Source organism: Staphylococcus aureus, assembly GCF_001027105.1.
GTDB lineage: Bacteria > Bacillota > Bacilli > Staphylococcales > Staphylococcaceae > Staphylococcus > Staphylococcus aureus.
In genome coordinates this window covers 194,343-214,647 of record NZ_CP011526.1, presented here as the reverse complement: position 1 = coordinate 214,647, position 20,305 = coordinate 194,343, and the positions used below count along the sequence as shown (strand labels likewise).

The following is a 20,305-nucleotide window of genomic DNA, read 5'->3' as shown; positions in this document are numbered from 1 at the left end:
TTAAGAGAGGATGATAACCATGCAAGAAGCATACATTGTAGCTTATGGGCGTTCAGCCGCAGCGAAAGCAAAGCAAGGCGCATTATTCCACGAAAGACCTGATGATGTCGCAGCCAAAGTATTACAAGGCGTATTGAAACGTATTGACGGAAAATTCAATAAGAATATGATTGAAGATGTCATTGTTGGTACGGCTTTTCCAGAAGGATTACAAGGCCAAAACATTGCACGAACGATTGCATTGCGTGCGGGATTATCTGACACGGTACCGGGTCAAACAGTGAATCGCTACTGCTCATCAGGATTACAAACCATCGCGATTGCAGCCAATCAAATTATGGCTGGTCAAGGAGATATACTTGTAGCTGGTGGCGTTGAATTGATGAGTGCCGTACCAATGGGTGGCAACGAGCCCACAAACAATCCAACCTTACAATATGATGATATAGGTGCGTCATATCCTATGGGTTTAACTGCTGAAAATGTAGCATCCCAATTTGACGTATCACGCGAAGATCAAGATGCTTATGCTGTCAGAAGTCATCAACGTGCCTATGACGCACAACGTGATGGTCGGTTCAAAGATGAAATTATTCCAATACAAGTAAACTCAGTTGAATATACAAACGCAGGACCAAAAGTACACACAAATATCTTTGACCAAGATGAATTTATACGCCCTGACACCACGATGGAGGCATTAGCCAAATTACGTACAGTATTTAAAGCTGACGGCACTATGACTGCAGGAACATCTGCCCCACTTTCTGATGGTGCAGGATTTGTAGTTTTAATGTCTGGAGATAAAGTGAAAGAACTCGGCGTGACACCTATTGCACGATTCGTTGGTTTTAAGGCAGTAGGCGTTGACCCGAAAATTATGGGTATTGGGCCTGCATATGCGATTCCTGAAGTATTGTCACTCAGCAATCTATCTGTTGAAGACATTGATTTGATCGAATTGAACGAAGCATTTGCTTCTCAAACGATTGCATCTATTAAAGAAGTAGGTCTAGATATATCACGTACGAATGTGAATGGTGGCGCTATTGCTTTAGGTCATCCATTAGGTGCTACAGGCGCAATGTTAACCGCGCGTTTACTTAATGAAATGGGTAGACGTCCCGATAGCCGTTACGGCATGGTTACGATGTGTATTGGTGTCGGCATGGGTGCAGCTGCTATATTTGAATATGTGCGTTAGAATGGTTGATTTTGGATGAAGCGGATTCGTTTTGTTATTGAATGAAGTAGGCTGAAGTTGAAGCCAGTTGAAGTTGAAGCGGGTTGAAGCAATTTCGTTTTATTAATGAAGCTGTGTGAAATATAGTGATTGAACAAAAAAGTGGTTTAATGGGATGGTGGTTATTTCCGTTTTAGAATTTAACATTTACACGTCTAATTTTAATCATTGTTTTAAATTTTATGAATCGAAGCCCTTTGATTTAATAATATTTGCTAATGCTAGTAACTTATCTGATTGTTCATGTTTAAAATAAAGAAAACCACTCACATCAGTGTGTGTTCGAACTAGACTTGTAAGTTCCAGTTCGGCACGACTTTCTAAAGCAATTATTATTGCTGTGATTGTCGTATATCACTTAGATGTGCGTGGTTTATTTTAATAGGTTAGTAATATATTAGGTCATGTTATGTTTAAGACTATAATGAATAAATAATTTAGAAATATGCTTCCGATTGTTCGATGCTTTAATTCAGTTAGAAGCATCATAGAATGCATGATTACTGTTGTAAAGATACGTAATGTTTTGTATTGACTGTATGTCTTTGGATAGAGTTACAAACTTATTTTGTTACTCTAGGCCCATATGTCGCAGTACCATCTGCATGTGTTGTTACATTGTATGCATTTGTTTTACTTGGCTTCTTGTATGTCGGGCGAGCTCCGTATGACACTTGACCGTTTGCATGTGTTGTTACGTTGTATGCATTTGTTTTGCTTGGCTTGTTTTGTGTTGGGCGAGCGCCATATGATACTTGGCCGTTTCCATGTGTTGTTACGTTATATGCGTTTGTTTTGCTTGGCTTGTTTTGTGTCGGACGAGCTCCGTATGATACTTGGCCGTTTGCATGTGTTGTTACATTGTATGCATTCGTTTCGCTTGGCTTCTTGTATGTCGGACGAGCTCCGTATGATACTTGACCATTTGCATGTGTTGTTACGTTATATGCATTTGTTTCTGATGGCTTATTGAATCTTGGTCTCGCTTCATATCCAAATGTTCCATCGTTGTATTCACGGATACCTGTACCAGCATCTCTATATTTAACATATTTAGGTGTTTTGTTAAATTGCGGTCTCGGACCATATTGAGAAGCTTCTGTTGTTTCAGTTGCTTGAGGTTTAACTTCAATATCACTTGATTCTCCTTGAGTACCTTTTAACGTTGATTCAGTACCTTGTGGTTTTATTTCAAGTTTAGATGAGCTACCTTCAAGACCTTCTAAAATAGGGTTCGTTAACGGTGGGTTTGTATAATTATTGCTTAATGATGGGCCGCTTTGTTCCATTGTTAGAAAATCGGGACCTTGAACGATTTCACCTTGTACCGTTTTATTTTCCATCGTTGGATATTCCGGACCTTTTACAATTTCACCTGTAATTGTGCCCTGTGGAATTTTAACTAATGGTTGTGCAACTGGTTGTGTTGTTTCTTCAGCTTTACCAGCCGTAGTTTTAACCTCTTGTTGGTTATCAACTTTAGGTGCTTGAGGTTCTTCAACTTTCTTCTCTTCTTTTACTACTGGCGATTTTGTTTCAGTTTCTCCGTATTTTTTGACAGTTTTCTTTTTCCAAGAATCATCTGCTTCTTTAACTGCTTTTTTCGTTTCTTCAACTAATTTATCAAAATTAGGTTTATTATCACTATTTGTTTTATAGTTATGTGTTGTAGGATTATATTTCGTTATAGATTTCGGTCTATTTTGTTTAGTTTCCATAAAGAAATCATCAATAATTGAATTTAAGTCATCAATCATTTCTTTTTTAATACGTTCATTTGTAATTTTATGTGGATTGTCTGTATCTCCAAGGATTAAGTCCAGTTTTGCTCGTAACTCTTTCGCGTGCTCCCCATAATCCTTATCACCATAATATGATACAACTAATGTATCAATTTCAGATACGAGATCGTATACTTCCTTAGTTGCTTTATCTTCTTCTGCTGCATTAAAAGTTTTCAAGTCTGAATTCTTATCCTTAATATCTTTAACTTCTCTGTGAAAATCATCCAGTGCTCTCTTTAATGCATCCTGTAGTTCATTGTATTCTTTCATCGAAAGTTCTTCTAAATTATATTTATGAAAATTAGCCATTTTTAAATCTGTACGAGGATTTTCTTTTTTATAATTTGCATACCATTGTTTATAATCTTCATATTGAGATTTCTTTCTCTCCAAAAGATATTGATCTTCCCTTAATACCTTTTCCAACAACCTATCTTTAGCTTCTTTATAAATATTATCTCCATATTCATATTTATTAGTTAATCCTATAGCATAAATTATATAGTCTTCCAAATAATATAGAGCTGAATTTAAATATCTGCTATCTATTAATGTCCCATTTTTACTCCCAGCATTAACTTGTGATTTCCCACTATAATCCTTTGTTACTATCGCATCTGCTTTGTTATCCCATGTAAATAAGCTAGATGCAACTGCTAATGCGCCTAGCGAAATTATTTGCTTTTTCATAATTTTTTAATTCCTCCAAAATGTAATTGCCCAATCTACATTAAAGAAACAAAATATTAAAAGACATTAACTATATATTAACTAGAATAAACAAAGCATTAACTATCTTTTTGTTATAGTTAATTAGCTTTGCAATATACAATAGTGTATAATTTTTTTGATTAATGTACATCAAAGGAGTAACAAAGCATGACAACACAAATGAAAATCAAAACATATTTAGTTGCTGGTATTAAAGCGGCGCTCCTTGATACGACTGGTATTAAATTAGCAAGCAAATCTGAAACTACATCACATACGTATCAACATCAAGCGCTTGTAGATCAATTACATGAATTAATAGCAAACACTGACTTAAATAAATTATCGTACCTAAATTTAGATGCGTTTCAAAAACGCGATATTTTAGCTGCGCACTATATTGCAAAATCCGCTATACGCACTAAAAATTTGGATCAAATGACTAAAGCGAAACAAAGATTAGAAAGTATTTACAATTCAATTTCTAACCCTTTGCATTCACAAAACAATTAATAATTCACCAATAAATCATGTAAGTGTTTGTGACGCCAAATTGCCATACAAATACTTGTCATATGAATATAAACGAATGAAACGATTGCCTATCCCATAGATGGCAACATTAAAAAGACCTCTGAAGGTATCATCTTGATAACTTTAGAGGTCTTTGTTTATATTATTCAAACAAAATTCTTATAGAACGATCGAAGTATGTTTCGTCTTTCTTTTCTTCTTTAATCTGATCAGCTAATGCTGGGTCATCTGTGATAATACCATCAACATTGGTTTGTAAGTATTTCGTTAAATCTTCTTCGCCGTTAATAGTCCAAGTATAGACTTCTTTATTTTCCAAGTGCGCTTGATTAACAAGTCTTGGCGAATAAGAAAAATCTTCGATGACAAAGAAATCTAATGATGTTTCTTTAAAATGACCAAACTGCAACGGAATGATATAACCACACTTGAGATATGGCGCTTCTTTTTTCAACTTAGTCATCACATCATAATCCAAAGACATCACACGATATTGATGTTCAACACCATGCTTTTTCAAAATATCAATAACACGTTGTGTATAATCTGCTGGTTCTTTACCATGTGGCTTTAACTCTACTAGTAGCTTCACATTTGATTGTTTAGCCGTTTCAATAAATTCGTCTAAGGATACAAATTTTGCTTCATGTCCATTTTGACGCATTTTCAAACCGACGATATCTTTGAAATTAGATTCAGAAATATTTTTATTAACACCTGTTAAACGTTTCAAATTGTTATCATGACTAACAACAAATTGTTTATCTTTCGTCATAATTGTATCTAACTCAACGTATTCGACATTCGCTTTTGCAGCAGCTTTCAATGACGGAATAGAATTTTCAACGCCTTTATCTTCGAAACCACGATGGCCAATAATGGAGATATTTGTATTGATAGTATTATTGTAAAGTAAGTACATGTTATAACCGATAAAACATGTCACTGCAAGCACCATTGAAATTATAAAGAACCTAGACTTCCGTTTCGGTTTTGGATATTTAAATTCTAAGCCCGGTTGGTCTAATACATTCTCTTGTTTTAAGTGCAGTACTAACACACTGATTAATGATAATTTCGTAAATAAATAATAGAAGAACAATGCGCTTTTCAATACAACAAATAAAATTGATGAGACTAAAAACTTATCTCCTTCTTCATCTACACAAATAGCAAGATATGTTGCTCCTGAAATAATTAATGTTAAAATCGCACCAATGATGAGTTCTAATATAACTATTTCTATAACAAGCCGAAACTTATTTCGCTTCGTAATTTGCCAACTTAGTCTCATATTTTTAAATAACGACTGGCGGTTTAAAATCGTTAACGGTAGAGTAAATATTAATTTAAAATTTAATATAAATACAGCAATCATAAAGGTACCGTAAATGATTATACCTTTCGTCGTTTTCATAAGTTCTTCCGTTAAAAATTTAGGTATGTAAATATTTTTTGTTAATACTGAACTTAGTCCTAGGTTGGCAATGGGTATCATTAACATTAAATAAATGACAAAGAAAATAACTGGTACACCTATGAGTTTACGCACATTTACAAAGGCATTTTTAAAAATGGATTTAAATGTAATAATCTGTCGATCAAAGCCGGCATAAACCATATAAACTAACAATGAAAACTCTACATAAATCAGAAAGGCAACACTTAATATGAATATAATAAGAAGTATCACACTGGCGGGATGACTAACGATTTCCGTCCAATTGTTAATCGTAAGTTGGCTTTGCCCAGCTACTTTTAACATCATATTAAATAGTAAAATTAAGTATGTACTACTAATAAAAATCATGATTAACTGCAATAGTAAGGCATTAATGCTAAAACGCCCTTTATTTTGATACAGTAATTTAAATACTGCCCATATATCTTTACTAATTCTCTTCATAATCACGCTCCGCATTGCTTTAATATTAAGTTTCATCTTAATATTTTTCATTACTCAGGGTCAATAAAAATTTGAAAAGACTCATATTCATATGCAAGTAGCAAATAATAACCCATTCAACATCAGCTAAATGATGATATTGGAACCCCACCTTTAACAAGACATCACATTCTTTATCAGCATAGCTACTTACAAAAACGTCTTCCTTCAACCATTGTAGAAGTTGTCTCATATACTTACTACGTCTTGCTAATACTCAATACTCAATTGAAAAAGAAGCATATGCCCCTTCACTCTTGAAGTTGCATATGCTTTCTTTTCGGTCTGAATTGTATTTATAATTCAACGGGAATTTTCCCTTTGAAGTTAACATAACGGTAGGCTGCTTTAACAGCTTCATCATCGGGCGCTTCGACATCTTCTAATTCATATGCAATGCCCAATGTTTTCCACTTATGAACACCTAACTGATGATATGGCAGAATTTCAAACTTTTCGACGTTATCAAGAGAATTAATAAATTCCCCTAGTTTAATTAAATCGTCTTTATCATCAGAATAACCAGGCACAAGGACATGTCGAATCCATACAGGTTGTTTCATATCTGACAGTTTGCGCGCGAAGTTAAGGATGTGTGTATTAGGCTTTCCTGTCAATCTAATATGTTTGTCATTATCAATATGTTTTATATCTAATAATATCAAGTCTGTATGTTTTTGTAATTCTTCAAAATGCCTTTGAAATGCTTTTGTATCATTAGCACATCCAGCCGATGTGTCTAAGCAAGTGTGCACACCATTTTCTTTTAATTCTGCAAATAATTTTTCTAAGAATGGCATTTGTAACAATGGTTCGCCACCACTGACTGTTACACCGCCACCCGATGCATCAAAGTATGGTTTGTATGGTAATATTTCATTCACCATTTCATCAACTGTGACTTCTCTTGATGGCTCACTAATTTTCCAAGTATCTGGATTGTGGCAATACAAGCATCTAAGTAAGCATCCTTGTGTAAATAATATATATCTTAATCCCGGTCCATCGACAGTACCTAAACTTTCGACAGAATGTAAGTGTCCCTTAAGCATAGTGCTCCCACCTTAAATTTTGTTACATACTTTCATGGAATGTACGAGAAATTACATCTAATTGTTGTTCACGTGTTAATTTAATGAAGTTAACAGCGTAACCAGATACACGGATTGTTAACTGTGGATATTCTTCTGGATGTTCCATTGCATCTATTAATGTTTCACGGTTAAATACGTTAATATTTAAGTGGTGACCACATTGCATTGCGTAACCATCTAACATACTAGTTAAGTTACGGTTTTGATCTTCTGGTTCTTTACCTAATGATTTTGGTACGATACTGAATGTATTTGAAATACCATCTTTACAGCAATCGTAAGGGATCTTAGCTACAGAACTTAATGAAGATAATGCACCTTTTTGGTCACGGCCATGCATTGGGTTTGCACCTGGAGCAAATGGTTCGCCAGCTTTACGTCCGTCTGGTGTGTTACCAGTTTTCTTACCGTATACAACGTTTGAAGTAATTGTTAATACACTCATTGTATGTTCTGAATCACGATATGTTTTATGACTACGTAATTTAGTCATGAAGCGTTCTACTAAATCAACTGCAATATCATCTACACGGTCGTCATTGTTACCGTATTTAGGGAAGTCGCCTTCGATTTCAAAGTCTACTACAAGACCTTCTTCGTTACGAATTGGTTTAACTTGTGCATATTTAATTGCAGATAATGAGTCAGCTGCTACTGATAAACCAGCGATACCTGTTGCCATTGTACGTACAATTTCTGTATCATGTAATGCCATTTCAATACGTTCATAGCTGTATTTATCGTGCATGTAGTGAATAACATTTAATGAGTTAATGTAAACACCTGCTAGCCAATCCATCATTTGATCAAATTTCTTGAATACTTCGTCATATTCTAATACTTCGCTGTTAATACCTTCGAAGTTTGGACCAACTTGTGCACCAGATTTTTCATCTTTACCACCATTGATAGCGTAAAGTAATGTTTTAGCTAAGTTCGCACGTGCACCGAAGAATTGCATTTGTTTACCAATTGTCATCGCTGATACACAACATGCGATACCATAGTCATCGCCATAGCTTTCACGCATAATGTCATCATTTTCATATTGGATAGAACTTGTTTTAATACTCATTTTTGCACAGTATGTTTTGAAGTTGTCAGGTAAACGTACTGACCATAATACTGTTAAGTTTGGTTCTGGAGCTGGACCTAAGTTATCTAATGAGTGTAAGAAACGGAATGAGTTTTTCGTAACAAGTGGACGTCCGTCAATACCTACACCACCGATAGATTCAGTTACCCAAGTTGGGTCTCCAGAGAATAATTCATTGTAATCAGGTGTACGAGCAAATTTAACAATACGTAATTTCATGATGAAGTGGTCAATAATTTCTTGAACTTCGCTTTCAGTAATAACGCCTGCTTTAAGGTCACGTTCAGCATAGATATCTAAGAATGTTGATGTACGACCTAAACTCATTGCTGCACCGTTTTGTTCTTTAATTGCAGCAAGGTATGCTAAGTATAACCATTGAACTGCTTCTTTGAAGTTTTCTGCTGGACGGCTTAAATCGAAACCATATTTTTGTCCAAGTTCTTTTAATTCTTTTAATGCACGATATTGTTCTGATAATTCTTCACGTAAACGAATTACATCTTCTGACATTTCTGTAGACATCGTGTTGAAGTCGTGCATTTTTTCTTCCATTAAGAAATCTACACCATATAAAGCTACACGACGATAGTCACCGATAATACGTCCACGTCCGTATGCATCAGGTAAACCAGTGATTACACCTGCTTTACGGCAGTTCAACATTTCTCTAGAATATGCATCGAATACACCTTGGTTATGTGTTTTACGATAATCTGTAAAGATTTTTTCAGTTTCTTCGTCTAATTCGTAACCGTAAGCTTCACAAGCTGCTTTCGCCATACGAATACCACCGAATGGTTGCATTGAACGTTTGAATGGCTTTTCAGTTTGTACACCTACAATTGTTTCTAAATCTTTGTCTAAATAACCAGCATCATGAGATGTGATTGTTGAAGCTACTTTCGTGTCCATATCCCACATGCCGCCACGTTCACGTTCTTCTTTCGATAACTGCATTACTTGTTCCCAAAGTTTAGAAGTTGCTTCTGTTGGTCCTGCTAAAAATGAATCATTACCTTCATAAAGAGTGTAGTTTAATTGGATAAACTCTCTTACATCTACGTGTCTGTTCCATCTTCCATTTTTAAATCCTTGCCAAGCTGTTGCATGATTTTTATTTGTTTCTAACATACTAAACGCCTCCATCTGTATAATGTTGTGAATTTGAAATGCTATGTTAACGTTTTCATAGTCATTGTAGCATGTTTGTTGTGATTTTTTTCACATAAATTATGTACAATTTTCATCAAATGTATGTCAAAACATAGAAACTGTACTAATTTGTGTAACAGTAATATGCTAATTGCATTCTGTTACACAACAGTTATAATGTTCACTATTTTCATTGCTTTAAAAGTTAATTTAGGAGTATATATTTGTTTATAAAAAATGATTGTTGATAAGCGTTAAATCAACACTTAGAAAGATTTACTTTTATATATGAAGAGACTGGATTAAATACTTTTATTGACGTAAAAATTCACTTTTGAACCGTTCAATATCTTGCCGATTTTTATATAACAGCTACAAATAAAATATAACAGTTTGATTTTACAGCCTCGGTAAATCGTCTTGACAAACAAAAATTTTGTGCTATCACAACATTTGCAACGTCTTAACAAGTCATCTATAAACATTTCTAAATATTTAACATTACTTATGCGTCATTTATTGCTAAAATTATTGTATTAAAATATACATAGAATTGATGGGATATCATGAAATCAAAAATTTATATCTTGCTATTATTTCTCATTTTTTTATCAGCATGCGCTAATACGCGTCACTCTGAATCCGATAAAAATGTATTAACAGTTTATTCTCCGTATCAATCAAACTTGATTCGTCCAATTTTAAATGAATTTGAAAAACAAGAGCATGTCAAAATTGAAATTAAACACGGATCTACTCAAGTACTGCTTTCAAACTTGCATAACGAAGATTTTTCGGAGCGTGGTGATGTCTTTATGGGTGGTGTGTTGTCAGAAACAATTGATCATCCAGAAGATTTTGTTCCCTATCAAGATACATCTGTAACACAGCAATTAGAGGATTATCGCTCGAACAATAAATATGTTACTAGTTTTCTATTAATGCCAACAGTTATAGTAGTGAATTCAGATTTACAAGGAGATATTAAGATTCGAGGTTATCAAGATTTATTACAACCTATACTTAAAGGTAAAATTGCGTACTCAAATCCAAATACAACAACGACAGGCTATCAACATATGCGTGCTATTTATAGCATGCATCATCGAGTAAGTGATGTGCATCAATTCCAAAACCATGCGATGCAACTGTCAAAGACGTCTAAAGTCATTGAAGATGTTGCAAAAGGTAAATATTACGCAGGTCTAAGCTACGAACAAGATGCACGCACATGGAAAAACAAAGGTTATCCTGTATCAATCGTTTATCCAATTGAAGGAACAATGTTAAATGTTGATGGTATTGCTTTAGTTAAAAATGCACACCCTCATCCTAAGCGTAAAAAGTTAGTGCAATATTTAACAAGCCGCTCAGTACAACAACGATTAGTTGCAGAGTTCGATGCCAAGTCAATTCGAAAGGATGTTAGTGAACAAAGCGATCAGTCTATCGAAAATCTTAAGAACATACCTTTAATACCGAAATCTAAATTACCGGATATTCCACATCATAAATTTTTGGAGATGATTCAATGACGGCATACAAACCTTATAGACATCAATTAAGACGATCGTTATTTGCGTCTACTATTTTTCCAGTATTTTTAGTCATTATTATTGGACTAGTAAGCTTCTATGCCATCTATATTTGGATTGAGCATCGTACGATTCATCAACATGTTGATGAAAGTCAGTCATCTTTACATCATACTGAAAAGCAGATTCAGACATTTATTACACAGCATAATAATTCGTTTCAAGAGCTCGATTTAACAAATCATCATGATGTGACCGCTACAAAACGTGAATTATTAAAATTAATACACCAACAGCCCGCAACACTTTATTATGAATTATCTGGACCAAATCAGTTTATAACCAATAATTATGAACATTTAAACACTAAAAATATGTATTTATTTTCAACGCATCAGCTTAAATTCAAAAATAGTACATATATGCTTAAAATTTATATGGCTAACACCCCACGTTTAAGTGAAATTAAGAAAGATAACCGACAATTCGCACTTATCGTTGATCAATATGACAATATTTTATACGCCAACGATGACCGTTTTACTATAGGTGAAAAGTATAGACCACAACAATTCGGATTTATGAATGAATCTGTAAAATTAAACCATGCTGACCATCGTCTCATTATTTATAAAGATATACATGAAAACATTGAAGATGGTATCACGTTGTTAATTGTTATGGCCGTAGTTCTTGTTTTACTAGTAATATTTGGTTTCATTAGCGCAGATAATATGGCTAAACGACAAACAAAAGATATCGAAACGATTATTCAAAAAATTTACTATGCCAAAAATCGTCATCTAGGTACATATACGCCTTTAAAAAACAACAGTGAACTAGAAGAAATTAATAATTATATTTACGATTTATTTGAATCAAATGAGCAACTGATCCATTCTATCGAGCATACAGAACGTCGCTTGCGTGATATTCAGTTAAAGGAAATAGAACGCCAATTCCAGCCTCATTTCCTATTCAATACGATGCAAACAATACAATATTTAATTACGTTATCTCCGAAATTAGCACAAACTGTGGTCCAACAATTATCGCAAATGTTACGTTACTCATTACGTACAAACTCACATACAGTGGAATTAAACGAAGAGTTGAACTACATTGAACAGTATGTTGCAATACAAAACATCCGTTTTGATGACATGATTAAGCTCCATATTGAAAGTTCTGAAGAAGCGCGTCACCAGACAATTGGTAAAATGATGCTTCAGCCACTCATAGAAAATGCTATTAAACATGGTAGAGATACTGAGTCATTGGACATTACTATACGCCTGACATTGGCACGTCAGAATTTACATGTTTTAGTTTGCGACAATGGTATCGGGATGTCGTCATCTCGCCTGCAATATGTACGCCAATCTCTTAATAATGATGTATTTGATACTAAGCATTTGGGATTAAATCATTTACACAATAAAGCAATGATTCAATATGGTTCACATGCACGACTCCATATTTTTTCAAAGCGTAATCAAGGTACGTTAATTTGTTATAAAATACCACTTTCAAGGGGGAATGTAGATGTTTAAGGTAGTTATTTGTGATGATGAACGAATTATTCGAGAAGGATTAAAGCAAATCATTCCTTGGGGAGACTATCATTTCAATACAATATACACTGCTAAAGATGGTGTTGAAGCATTATCACTAATTCAACAACATCAGCCAGAATTAGTAATTACTGATATTCGTATGCCACGTAAAAATGGCGTCGATTTACTCAATGATATTGCGCATCTAGATTGTAATGTCATCATATTATCGAGTTACGATGACTTTGAATATATGAAAGCCGGCATTCAACATCATGTTCTTGATTATTTATTAAAACCAGTAGACCATGCACAATTAGAAGTTATTTTAGGAAGACTTGTCCGTACCTTATTAGAGCAACAATCACAGAACGGCCGTAGCTTAGCATCTTGTCATGATGCCTTCCAACCACTATTAAAAGTAGAATACGATGATTATTATGTAAACCAGATTGTGGATCAAATTAAGCAATCTTATCAAACGAAAGTGACTGTTTCAGATTTAATTCAACATATCGATGTTAGTGAATCGTATGCGATGCGAACATTTAAAGATCATGTTGGTATTACAATTGTCGATTATTTAAATCGCTATCGTATTTTACAATCTCTGCAATTGTTAGATCGACATTACAAACACTATGAAATTGCAGACAAAGTAGGCTTTTCAGAGTATAAAATGTTTAGCTATCATTTTAAAAAATATTTACAAATGTCGCCAAGTGATTATTGTAAGCAAGCAAAATAGATTAGCACATAACTAATGATTATGGCGCCTCCATTTTGTTCTATGAAAAAGCGGACTGATAGAGAAGTTTTCACTTTTCTTTCAGTCCGCTTTTTAGAGAGTTTAAATATAAAACAATACTCCCTACAATATTGACACCGCTATATGTCTTTATTGTAAGGAGTAAATTCATTGAGTCACCCTAAGTCGGGCAAATAAGGATACTTCATAACAGGGAATTATGATCTGCCCCGAGACATAGAGATGATATATTTGCAAGGGTAGAAGCAGTATCTTTCATCTCTTCACGCACATGCCGTCGGGGCAGGATTGCCAACTATATTGCAATAGATTGGCGATACTTTTAATCCGATTTATATTAAATTTTTAAACTTCTAATTTTCTTTTCTTCATAGAAAGCAACGATTCCTAATAGAATCATGCCTAGGAATAATGCAACATAGAAGACGATGAAAACATCTGTCCATCCACTTAATGTATATCCAAAGATGTTTAAACCGTTACGTGTTGGATCAGCAATAGCCGCCAAACCAACTTTCGCCATTGAGTCACCGAATAGATACGCGAATGAACCTGTCATTCCGTTTGCTACACTGATGGCATTTTTAGGAACAAAACCAGTCAATGATACACCAATTAATAATTGCGGACCAAAGATTAACGCACCTAATGCAAACAATGAAATGTTAACCATCATGACACTTGTAGCATTTGTGTAGAATAAGACAACAAATGTAATCATAAACATACAGCCAATAGCTACAATTGCACGACGACCTTTTAATAAGTCTGATACGTAGCCCCATAATAAACTTGCAACTAATGCACCAATTTCAAAGTAGAATATCGTATTAACTGCATCGCCTTTACTAAAGTGTAAATGCTCTGACACATATAACGGTGCCCAGTTATCAATACCGATTCGTACAATGTATACAAAGACGTTTGAAACACATAGAATCCATATAACAGGATTTCCCAGGATATATTTTTTAAAGATCTCCCATTTCGTCATACCTTGAGAATCAATATTTTCTTTATCGACCGGCTCTTCCCAAATTTCTTCAGCACGATTCCATCCTAATTCTTCCGGATCATCTTTTCCGATAAATAATGTTGCGATACCAATAAGTAATGCAATCACCGATGGGAAAATGAACATCCCTATAACATTTCCATGGAAGAATACATTAGCACCCCAAAGTGCAACACCACCTGCTATGGCACCACCGATATTATGTGATGTATTCCAGAATCCTAAGTATCGGCCACGTTTCGTTCTTGGCGCCCATCTTGAAATCGTTGAATAACTTGCAGGTCCACCAACTGATTGGAACACCCCGTTAAGTCCCCAAAGTACAATTAATAATCCCATTACAGAACCAAAGTAACTTAAAACAAATCCCATAATTAAAACTGTAATCGCAGATAAGATAAGTAAGAACGAGATAATACGTTTTGTGTTACGTCCATCGACAAAATATCCAAGTAATGTTTTTCCTAAACCGTACGTGATACTAAATGCTAATCCGATATAACCAAGTTCTAATGTAGATAATCCAATTTCCTCTTTTAAAAACGGTTGTGCCGCCTTAAAGTTGTTTCGAATTAAATACATAGCCATATAAACAAAGAACACTACGAAGAAAGCTTGCATGAAGTTTCTAAGCCATAATTTACGTTGTACCGATAATGGAATGCCTTTGTTCGGAATCTTATGGATATCAAAAAAGTTCATCTCTGTCACCTCAATCATTTTCGTTAAGCCAAATATATCACGTCGGTGTAAGCGCTTAATATCCTTAAAATTATTAAATTATCCAAAATACTGAACATAAACACATACTTAGAAACATATTTATGTACTAAAATTAATAAATAGTTAATAGTATTTGACAAGCTTTATCTATAAAATACTTTATGTTGTCAAAATCAACGCTTATACATATGACATAATGACGGAGGACATCATGATTCTATCTATATTACTTATCTTTTTCTGTATCAGACTTGTCAGCTTAAAGATATCTATTAATCACTCAAAACAATTAAAAGCAGACGGTGCAGTTGAATATGGCGTTAAAAATTCGAAGTTTTTAGCAATAACACACGTTTTAATTTATGTATTGGCTGGTGTAGAGGCATTTATTAATAAAGATACATTTAGCTTTGCAAATGGTATTGGCTTAGTTATATTAATCTTTGCTTATATCATGTTATTTATGGTTATTAAAACTTTAGGTGGTATTTGGACATTAAAATTATTCATTTTACCTAACCATCCTATTATTAAATCTGGATTATATAAAATTACAAAACACCCAAATTACTTCTTAAACATCATTCCTGAATTAATCGGTGTATTATTATTAACACACGCAACATATACAACTATTTTATTAGTACCGTATGCGTATTTCTTATATGTACGTATTAAACAAGAAGAGAAATTAATGAATATTTAAAAAGATGAAAGCCTGTCATCACTTTAGTCTACATCGACGTCCATCTTTAAAGTGCATTCTGAAATATTATATTCAGAAACCTTTAAAGTATGTCGTGTCTATGACCATTGTGACAACAGGCTTTTTTTATTATCATATACCTCACTATTGAAAAGGTTATATACTCTTTTCAATGGTGAGGATTGTTACTGTGAATGGGTATGACCATCGCTATATACTTATATAAAGTACACCTTCTTTACAAACAATGACTTGATTTAAGGTGTGAAATTTTTGGCAATGGCTTGGCGACATATGCATTTATTCAACACTGCCACCAGTCTTACTTCAGACAAACTTCAGACTAACCTCGAGTTCGTATTATGCCCACCACATGTCTGCTGGCTTGTCGTAAATATTAACAGATTTCAAAGTTTGACAAGCTTTTTGGAAACCTTCTTCTACTGACATAATAGGATCTTCATGTTCAATACTTAATACATAATCATATCCATTAATAATAAGTTGACTTATGATATCTGCCCATACATATGGACTATGTCCATAACCAACTGTACGGAATGTCCATGCTCTTGTCGCAACGTTACCATATGGTTGCATATCAGTTAGACCATACATATTTACATTTTCTTGATTAATATACGTATCTTTAGCATGGAAGTGATGAATTGCATTTGCTTGGCCTAATATGCGAATCGCAGCAATTGGGTCAATACCTTGCCACCATAGATGACTAGGATCTAAGTTAGCACCGATATATTCATTTGTAGCCTCACGTAACTTCAACATTGTATATGGTGTATGCACTAAAAATCCTGCATGCAACTCTATGGCAATTTTTACATCTTGCTCTTTTGCAAACTCAGCTAAATCTTGCCAATATGGTATCAACTTTTCATTCCACTGATAATCATAAATTTCAGAGTAGGCTGTTGGCCAAGGTGTAACAGGCCAATTAGGCTTTTTAGCGGTATCATCTGATCCTGCAATGCCAGAAAATGTATTAACAACTGGCACGTCTAATAGATTTGCTAAACGGATTGTTTTACGTAACGTTTCATCGGCTTCTTTCGCTTCTATCGGATCTGGAGAAATTGGATTGTTATGACAACTGAAACCACTTATTTGTAAGCCTCTGTCTGTGATTGACTTCATAAATGCTTGGCGCTTGTCTTCATTTTCTAACAACTCATCTAACTTACAAAATTTATCTCCTGGGTTACCACCTGTTCCAACTTCAATCATATCCAATCCAGATTCTGAGACATAATCTAACATATCTTCAAAATTTTTATCGTAAAATAATACTGAAAATACACCTATTTTCATTGAAAAGCACTCCTTCTTTTTATATTGAGAATTTTGTATCATATATGATAATCATTAAAGTTGTATGCTCTTGTTATCAAGATCGCTACGATAAATCGCTTCTATAAGGGCATTTACATTGCGTGCTTCTTCCGGTTTCACCACAATCTCTTCTATCCCTAAACACGCATTGACAAAGTTACGCGCCTGTCTCTCACCAGCAATGTCTTCGTTATGCTCAACATTAGCTTTGCTTTCAAAAATAGTTCCAAAGCGGGGCTCATATATTTCAAATGGAAATAAATTGATACCGCCATCTTCTCCTGATAAACTAACGTGAACCTTATCTTCTTTGATATTTGCAGACCACGAACATTCAAACTGCATGCTTGCTCGATTGGCAAATGTCATATAACTAGTAACATGATCATCGACATCAAATTTAGTATGATCAAATGTTCCCCAATCATTAATTTGATTCGGTTGTTTGCTCAATTGATTATATGTTTTTCCTAGCACTTCATGCGGCACCATATCTTTACCTAGTAGCCACAAAGATAAGTCTAACAAGTGGCAACCATAATCGATTAAACTACCGCCACCTTGCAACGCTTTATTGGTAAAAACACCCCAGCCAGGCACTTTACGCCTACGCATCGCTTGTACACGTGCTACTAAAGGTTTACCAACCACACCTGATTCAATTGCTTTTTTAGCAGTAATTGCCACATCTGTGTGACGATAATGATATGCGACAGTTAATAATTTGTGATTTTTATTAGCCGCTTCAATCATGCGATCACACTCTTCCGTCGTCATCGCCATTGGCTTTTCACACAATACATGGACACCATGGTTCAATGCTTCTATAGAAAGATCAGCATGGAATTTATTAGGTGTACAAATGACCACCGCATCAACAAGTTTAAACAGCTCGCTAGGTGTCTCAACTGCATGAGGTATATTAAAGCGCTTCGCAACATCAATCATCTGCACTGTATTAATATCTTGTACTGCAACTAATGAGACTGTGTCTTTGAGTTTCAGCAATGCTGGAATATGACGGTCTTGTGCAATACCACCAACACCTATCACACCAACTTTTAATTTTGTCATGATGTGCCTCCTTACCGTATGATGTTATTCAAAGTAAATTGCTTTGCCTGATTTTGCAGACTGATAAATCGCTTCAAGAATTTTTGTAACTACCATTGCTTGTTCCGGTTTCACAACTGGTTCAGTATCATTTACAACTGCATCAATCCAAGCTTTTGCTTCTTCTTCAGCTTCATCCACTTCATTACCTTCATAAAAGTCGACGCCTTTGTTTTCCAATTCAACGTGTTTGGTATAAAGTGTACCCATGTCTTCACCATGAATACGTAGACCATCTTTCATATCAGCACCTGCTTTAGTTCCTGATAATGAACATTTTGCCTCATCCACTTCTAAAGAATTAATCGCCCAAGCGGATTCTAAAATGATCGTCGCTCCATTCTTCATTTTAATAAATCCAAACGCAGAATCTTCAACTGTAAATTCATCTGGATTCCATGAACCCCAAGCGTTTGCCGCATGATGCTGTTTATTTAATTTATGGAATGTTGAACCCATCACTGATTCTGGTTCATAATTATCCATCATCCATAACGTTAAATCTAAAGCGTGTGTACCGATATCGATTAATGGTCCTCCACCTTGAGCTTCTTCGTCTAGAAAGACACCCCATGTTGGTACTGCTCGACGACGAATGGCATGTGCCTTTCCGAAGTAAATGTCTCCTAAGTCGCCACGTTGCGCTGCTTGATGTAAAAATTGACTATCTGCTCGGAAACGATTTTGATAACCTATTGTTAATTTTTTACCTGTTGATTTAGCTGTATCTATCATTTTTTGAGCTTCTGCTGTCGTTTTAGCCATTGGTTTTTCACACATCACATGTTTACCAGCATGCAACCCTGCTACAGTAATTTCACAATGCGAGTCATTTGGCGTACAAACATGGATAACATCAATCGTGTCATCTTTTAACAATGCTTTGTAATCATCATAAACCTTTGCATTGTCAGTTCCGTATGCTTCTGCCGCACTCGCTGCTTTCGAAATGTCTACGTCACAAAATGCGATCATTTCAACATTTTCAACTTTTTGTAAACTTGGCATGTGCTTGCCATTCGCAATACCACCACACCCAATGATTCCAACTTTAATCGTCATCATAACGTCCTCCTTTTAATCTTTATCGTCATTAGTGGTTCTTTATCAATTCTGCCCCACTCCTAATTTCAAACTAACCTTTTGTCGCACCTGTTGTTAAACCTGATACTAAATAGCGTTGCAAGAACAAGAATACGATTGCTATAGGTACTGCAATCATAATTGCCCCTGCTGCAAACACTGTGAAATTATTTGCATACTTATCATTAATAAAGTTGAACAATCCAACTGCTAATGTGAATTTTTCAGGACTTCTTAATAGTATTTTAGGTAATATAAAGTCCATAAATGGCCCCATAAAATTGAACAAAGCAACAACTGCTAAAATCGGCTTAGCTAATGGAAGCATAATTTGTAAGAAAATACGCATATGCCCTGCACCATCAATTTTGGCAGATTCATCAAGTTCTTTTGGAATCGTATCGAAGTAACCTTTCACTAAAAAGGCATTCATCGGTATTGATCCACCAATATATACCAGTGTTAGTCCAAATAAAGAATCTAATAATCCAATTGTATTTAGCAAAATATAGATTGCGACCATTGCCATTAATACAGGGAACATTTGTAAAATCAAAAATGTAATCAGCCCGTATTTACGACCAACAAAGCGATATCTAGAAAAAGCATATGCTGTTAACGTGACAAATATCACACTAAACAGTGCATTTGCAGATGCTACGATAAGCGTATTTTTATACCAAGTCAGGTATTGACTACTGTCATCGAATAGTAAGAATGCATAATTTTTAAATGTTGCATTGTCTGGTATCATTTTGGCACCATACAAGTTCGTACCTGGATTAAGGGAAATGCCAAATGTCCACAGTAGTGGATATAAAATGATGACAAACATCATCGCTATAAAACTGTAAATACCGATTGCTTTTAATATGTTTTTCTTCTTTGTCATC

Annotated in this window: 16 protein-coding genes; 7 read left to right on the top strand and 9 right to left on the bottom strand. The window is 34.7% G+C overall.

The genetic code is table 11. The features are described 5' to 3' along the window. Positions 1–19 precede the first annotated feature (19 nt). Together AA076_RS00920 and AA076_RS14255 are read left to right on the top strand one after the other, a co-directional pair. On the top strand, positions 20–1,204 hold the full coding sequence (locus tag AA076_RS00920; protein WP_001154617.1) for a thiolase family protein: 1,185 nt from the start codon (positions 20–22) through the stop codon (positions 1,202–1,204). Between the two features lie 313 nt (positions 1,205–1,517). Further along, positions 1,518–1,625: a hypothetical protein gene (locus AA076_RS14255; protein WP_001790533.1), complete on the top strand. Its 108-nt coding sequence runs from the start codon at positions 1,518–1,520 to the stop codon at positions 1,623–1,625. 181 nt (positions 1,626–1,806) lie between these two features. On the opposite strand, the gene coa is transcribed toward AA076_RS14255, so the two are convergent. Next, complete coding sequence (coa, locus tag AA076_RS00905) at positions 1,807–3,717, bottom strand: staphylocoagulase (protein WP_000744074.1); 1,911 nt, start codon at positions 3,715–3,717, stop codon at positions 1,807–1,809. Between the two features lie 189 nt (positions 3,718–3,906). On the opposite strand from coa, the gene AA076_RS00900 reads away from it, so the two are divergent. Then, positions 3,907–4,251: a complement inhibitor SCIN family protein gene (locus tag AA076_RS00900; protein ID WP_000211597.1), complete on the top strand. Its 345-nt coding sequence runs from the start codon at positions 3,907–3,909 to the stop codon at positions 4,249–4,251. Positions 4,252–4,414: 163 nt separating this feature from the next. Here the strand turns inward: AA076_RS00900 and AA076_RS00895 are convergent, their stop codons facing one another. The 3 genes from AA076_RS00895 to pflB form a co-directional block, all read right to left on the bottom strand. Beyond that, a complete protein-coding gene (locus AA076_RS00895; RefSeq protein ID WP_000822608.1) occupies positions 4,415–6,178 on the bottom strand; it encodes a glycerophosphoryl diester phosphodiesterase membrane domain-containing protein in 1,764 nt (587 codons plus the stop codon). Positions 6,179–6,513: 335 nt separating this feature from the next. Beyond that, the gene (gene pflA, locus AA076_RS00885; protein ID WP_000911657.1) at positions 6,514–7,269 is read right to left on the bottom strand and encodes a pyruvate formate-lyase-activating protein; all 756 of its coding nucleotides are present in this window, start codon (positions 7,267–7,269) and stop codon (positions 6,514–6,516) included. Between the two features lie 22 nt (positions 7,270–7,291). Beyond that, positions 7,292–9,541 (bottom strand): formate C-acetyltransferase, encoded by a 2,250-nt coding sequence (gene pflB, locus AA076_RS00880; protein ID WP_000894660.1) that lies wholly within the window; start codon positions 9,539–9,541, stop codon positions 7,292–7,294. 587 nt (positions 9,542–10,128) lie between these two features. Here pflB and AA076_RS00875 point away from each other — a divergent pair. Genes AA076_RS00875 through AA076_RS00865 form a run of 3 tightly spaced genes read left to right on the top strand, consistent with a single transcriptional unit; the run spans position 10,129 to position 13,401 of the window. After that, the gene (locus tag AA076_RS00875) at positions 10,129–11,097 is read left to right on the top strand and encodes an ABC transporter substrate-binding protein (protein WP_000837105.1); all 969 of its coding nucleotides are present in this window, start codon (positions 10,129–10,131) and stop codon (positions 11,095–11,097) included. Further along, positions 11,094–12,650 (top strand): sensor histidine kinase, encoded by a 1,557-nt coding sequence (locus tag AA076_RS00870; RefSeq protein WP_000127982.1) that lies wholly within the window; start codon positions 11,094–11,096, stop codon positions 12,648–12,650. The genes AA076_RS00875 and AA076_RS00870 overlap by 4 nt, the downstream gene beginning before the upstream one ends. Beyond that, complete coding sequence (locus AA076_RS00865; RefSeq protein WP_000477521.1) at positions 12,643–13,401, top strand: response regulator transcription factor; 759 nt, start codon at positions 12,643–12,645, stop codon at positions 13,399–13,401. The genes AA076_RS00870 and AA076_RS00865 overlap by 8 nt, the downstream gene beginning before the upstream one ends. Before the next feature lie 358 nt (positions 13,402–13,759). Here the strand turns inward: AA076_RS00865 and uhpT are convergent, their stop codons facing one another. Beyond that, positions 13,760–15,139 (bottom strand): hexose-6-phosphate:phosphate antiporter, encoded by a 1,380-nt coding sequence (gene uhpT / locus AA076_RS00860; RefSeq protein ID WP_001008722.1) that lies wholly within the window; start codon positions 15,137–15,139, stop codon positions 13,760–13,762. 232 nt (positions 15,140–15,371) lie between these two features. Here uhpT and AA076_RS00855 point away from each other — a divergent pair, with 232 nt between their 5' ends. Further along, the gene (locus tag AA076_RS00855; RefSeq protein WP_000603755.1) at positions 15,372–15,866 is read left to right on the top strand and encodes an isoprenylcysteine carboxyl methyltransferase family protein; all 495 of its coding nucleotides are present in this window, start codon (positions 15,372–15,374) and stop codon (positions 15,864–15,866) included. Between the two features lie 360 nt (positions 15,867–16,226). Here AA076_RS00855 and AA076_RS00850 read toward each other — a convergent pair whose 3' ends face one another. The 4 genes from AA076_RS00850 to AA076_RS00835 all read right to left on the bottom strand — a co-directional run bounded on the left by AA076_RS00850 (position 16,227) and on the right by AA076_RS00835 (position 20,304). After that, a complete protein-coding gene (locus AA076_RS00850) occupies positions 16,227–17,195 on the bottom strand; it encodes a sugar phosphate isomerase/epimerase family protein (RefSeq protein WP_000690419.1) in 969 nt (322 codons plus the stop codon). A 54-nt stretch (positions 17,196–17,249) separates the two neighbouring features. Next, positions 17,250–18,290: a Gfo/Idh/MocA family protein gene (locus AA076_RS00845; RefSeq protein ID WP_000163809.1), complete on the bottom strand. Its 1,041-nt coding sequence runs from the start codon at positions 18,288–18,290 to the stop codon at positions 17,250–17,252. 24 nt (positions 18,291–18,314) lie between these two features. After that, positions 18,315–19,391, bottom strand: coding sequence for a Gfo/Idh/MocA family protein (locus AA076_RS00840; protein ID WP_000153466.1), 1,077 nt, complete (start codon positions 19,389–19,391; stop codon positions 18,315–18,317). A 73-nt stretch (positions 19,392–19,464) separates the two neighbouring features. Next, a complete protein-coding gene (locus AA076_RS00835; RefSeq protein WP_000162661.1) occupies positions 19,465–20,304 on the bottom strand; it encodes a sugar ABC transporter permease in 840 nt (279 codons plus the stop codon). Position 20,305: the final 1 nt, after the last annotated feature.

Bases quoted from the DNA above. Each gene is read 5' to 3' on its own strand.
- AA076_RS00920 (WP_001154617.1), top strand. From the start codon at position 20: ATGCAAGAAGCATACATTGTAGCTTATGGGCGTTCAGCCGCAGCGAAA.
- coa (WP_000744074.1), bottom strand. From the start codon at position 3,717: ATGAAAAAGCAAATAATTTCGCTAGGCGCATTAGCAGTTGCATCTAGC.
- AA076_RS00900 (WP_000211597.1), top strand. From the start codon at position 3,907: ATGACAACACAAATGAAAATCAAAACATATTTAGTTGCTGGTATTAAA.
- AA076_RS00895 (WP_000822608.1), bottom strand. From the start codon at position 6,178: ATGAAGAGAATTAGTAAAGATATATGGGCAGTATTTAAATTACTGTAT.
- pflA (WP_000911657.1), bottom strand. From the start codon at position 7,269: ATGCTTAAGGGACACTTACATTCTGTCGAAAGTTTAGGTACTGTCGAT.
- pflB (WP_000894660.1), bottom strand. From the start codon at position 9,541: ATGTTAGAAACAAATAAAAATCATGCAACAGCTTGGCAAGGATTTAAA.
- AA076_RS00875 (WP_000837105.1), top strand. From the start codon at position 10,129: ATGAAATCAAAAATTTATATCTTGCTATTATTTCTCATTTTTTTATCA.
- AA076_RS00870 (WP_000127982.1), top strand. From the start codon at position 11,094: ATGACGGCATACAAACCTTATAGACATCAATTAAGACGATCGTTATTT.
- AA076_RS00865 (WP_000477521.1), top strand. From the start codon at position 12,643: ATGTTTAAGGTAGTTATTTGTGATGATGAACGAATTATTCGAGAAGGA.
- uhpT (WP_001008722.1), bottom strand. From the start codon at position 15,139: ATGAACTTTTTTGATATCCATAAGATTCCGAACAAAGGCATTCCATTA.
- AA076_RS00855 (WP_000603755.1), top strand. From the start codon at position 15,372: ATGATTCTATCTATATTACTTATCTTTTTCTGTATCAGACTTGTCAGC.
- AA076_RS00850 (WP_000690419.1), bottom strand. From the start codon at position 17,195: ATGAAAATAGGTGTATTTTCAGTATTATTTTACGATAAAAATTTTGAA.
- AA076_RS00845 (WP_000163809.1), bottom strand. From the start codon at position 18,290: ATGACAAAATTAAAAGTTGGTGTGATAGGTGTTGGTGGTATTGCACAA.
- AA076_RS00840 (WP_000153466.1), bottom strand. From the start codon at position 19,391: ATGACGATTAAAGTTGGAATCATTGGGTGTGGTGGTATTGCGAATGGC.
- AA076_RS00835 (WP_000162661.1), bottom strand. From the start codon at position 20,304: ATGACAAAGAAGAAAAACATATTAAAAGCAATCGGTATTTACAGTTTT.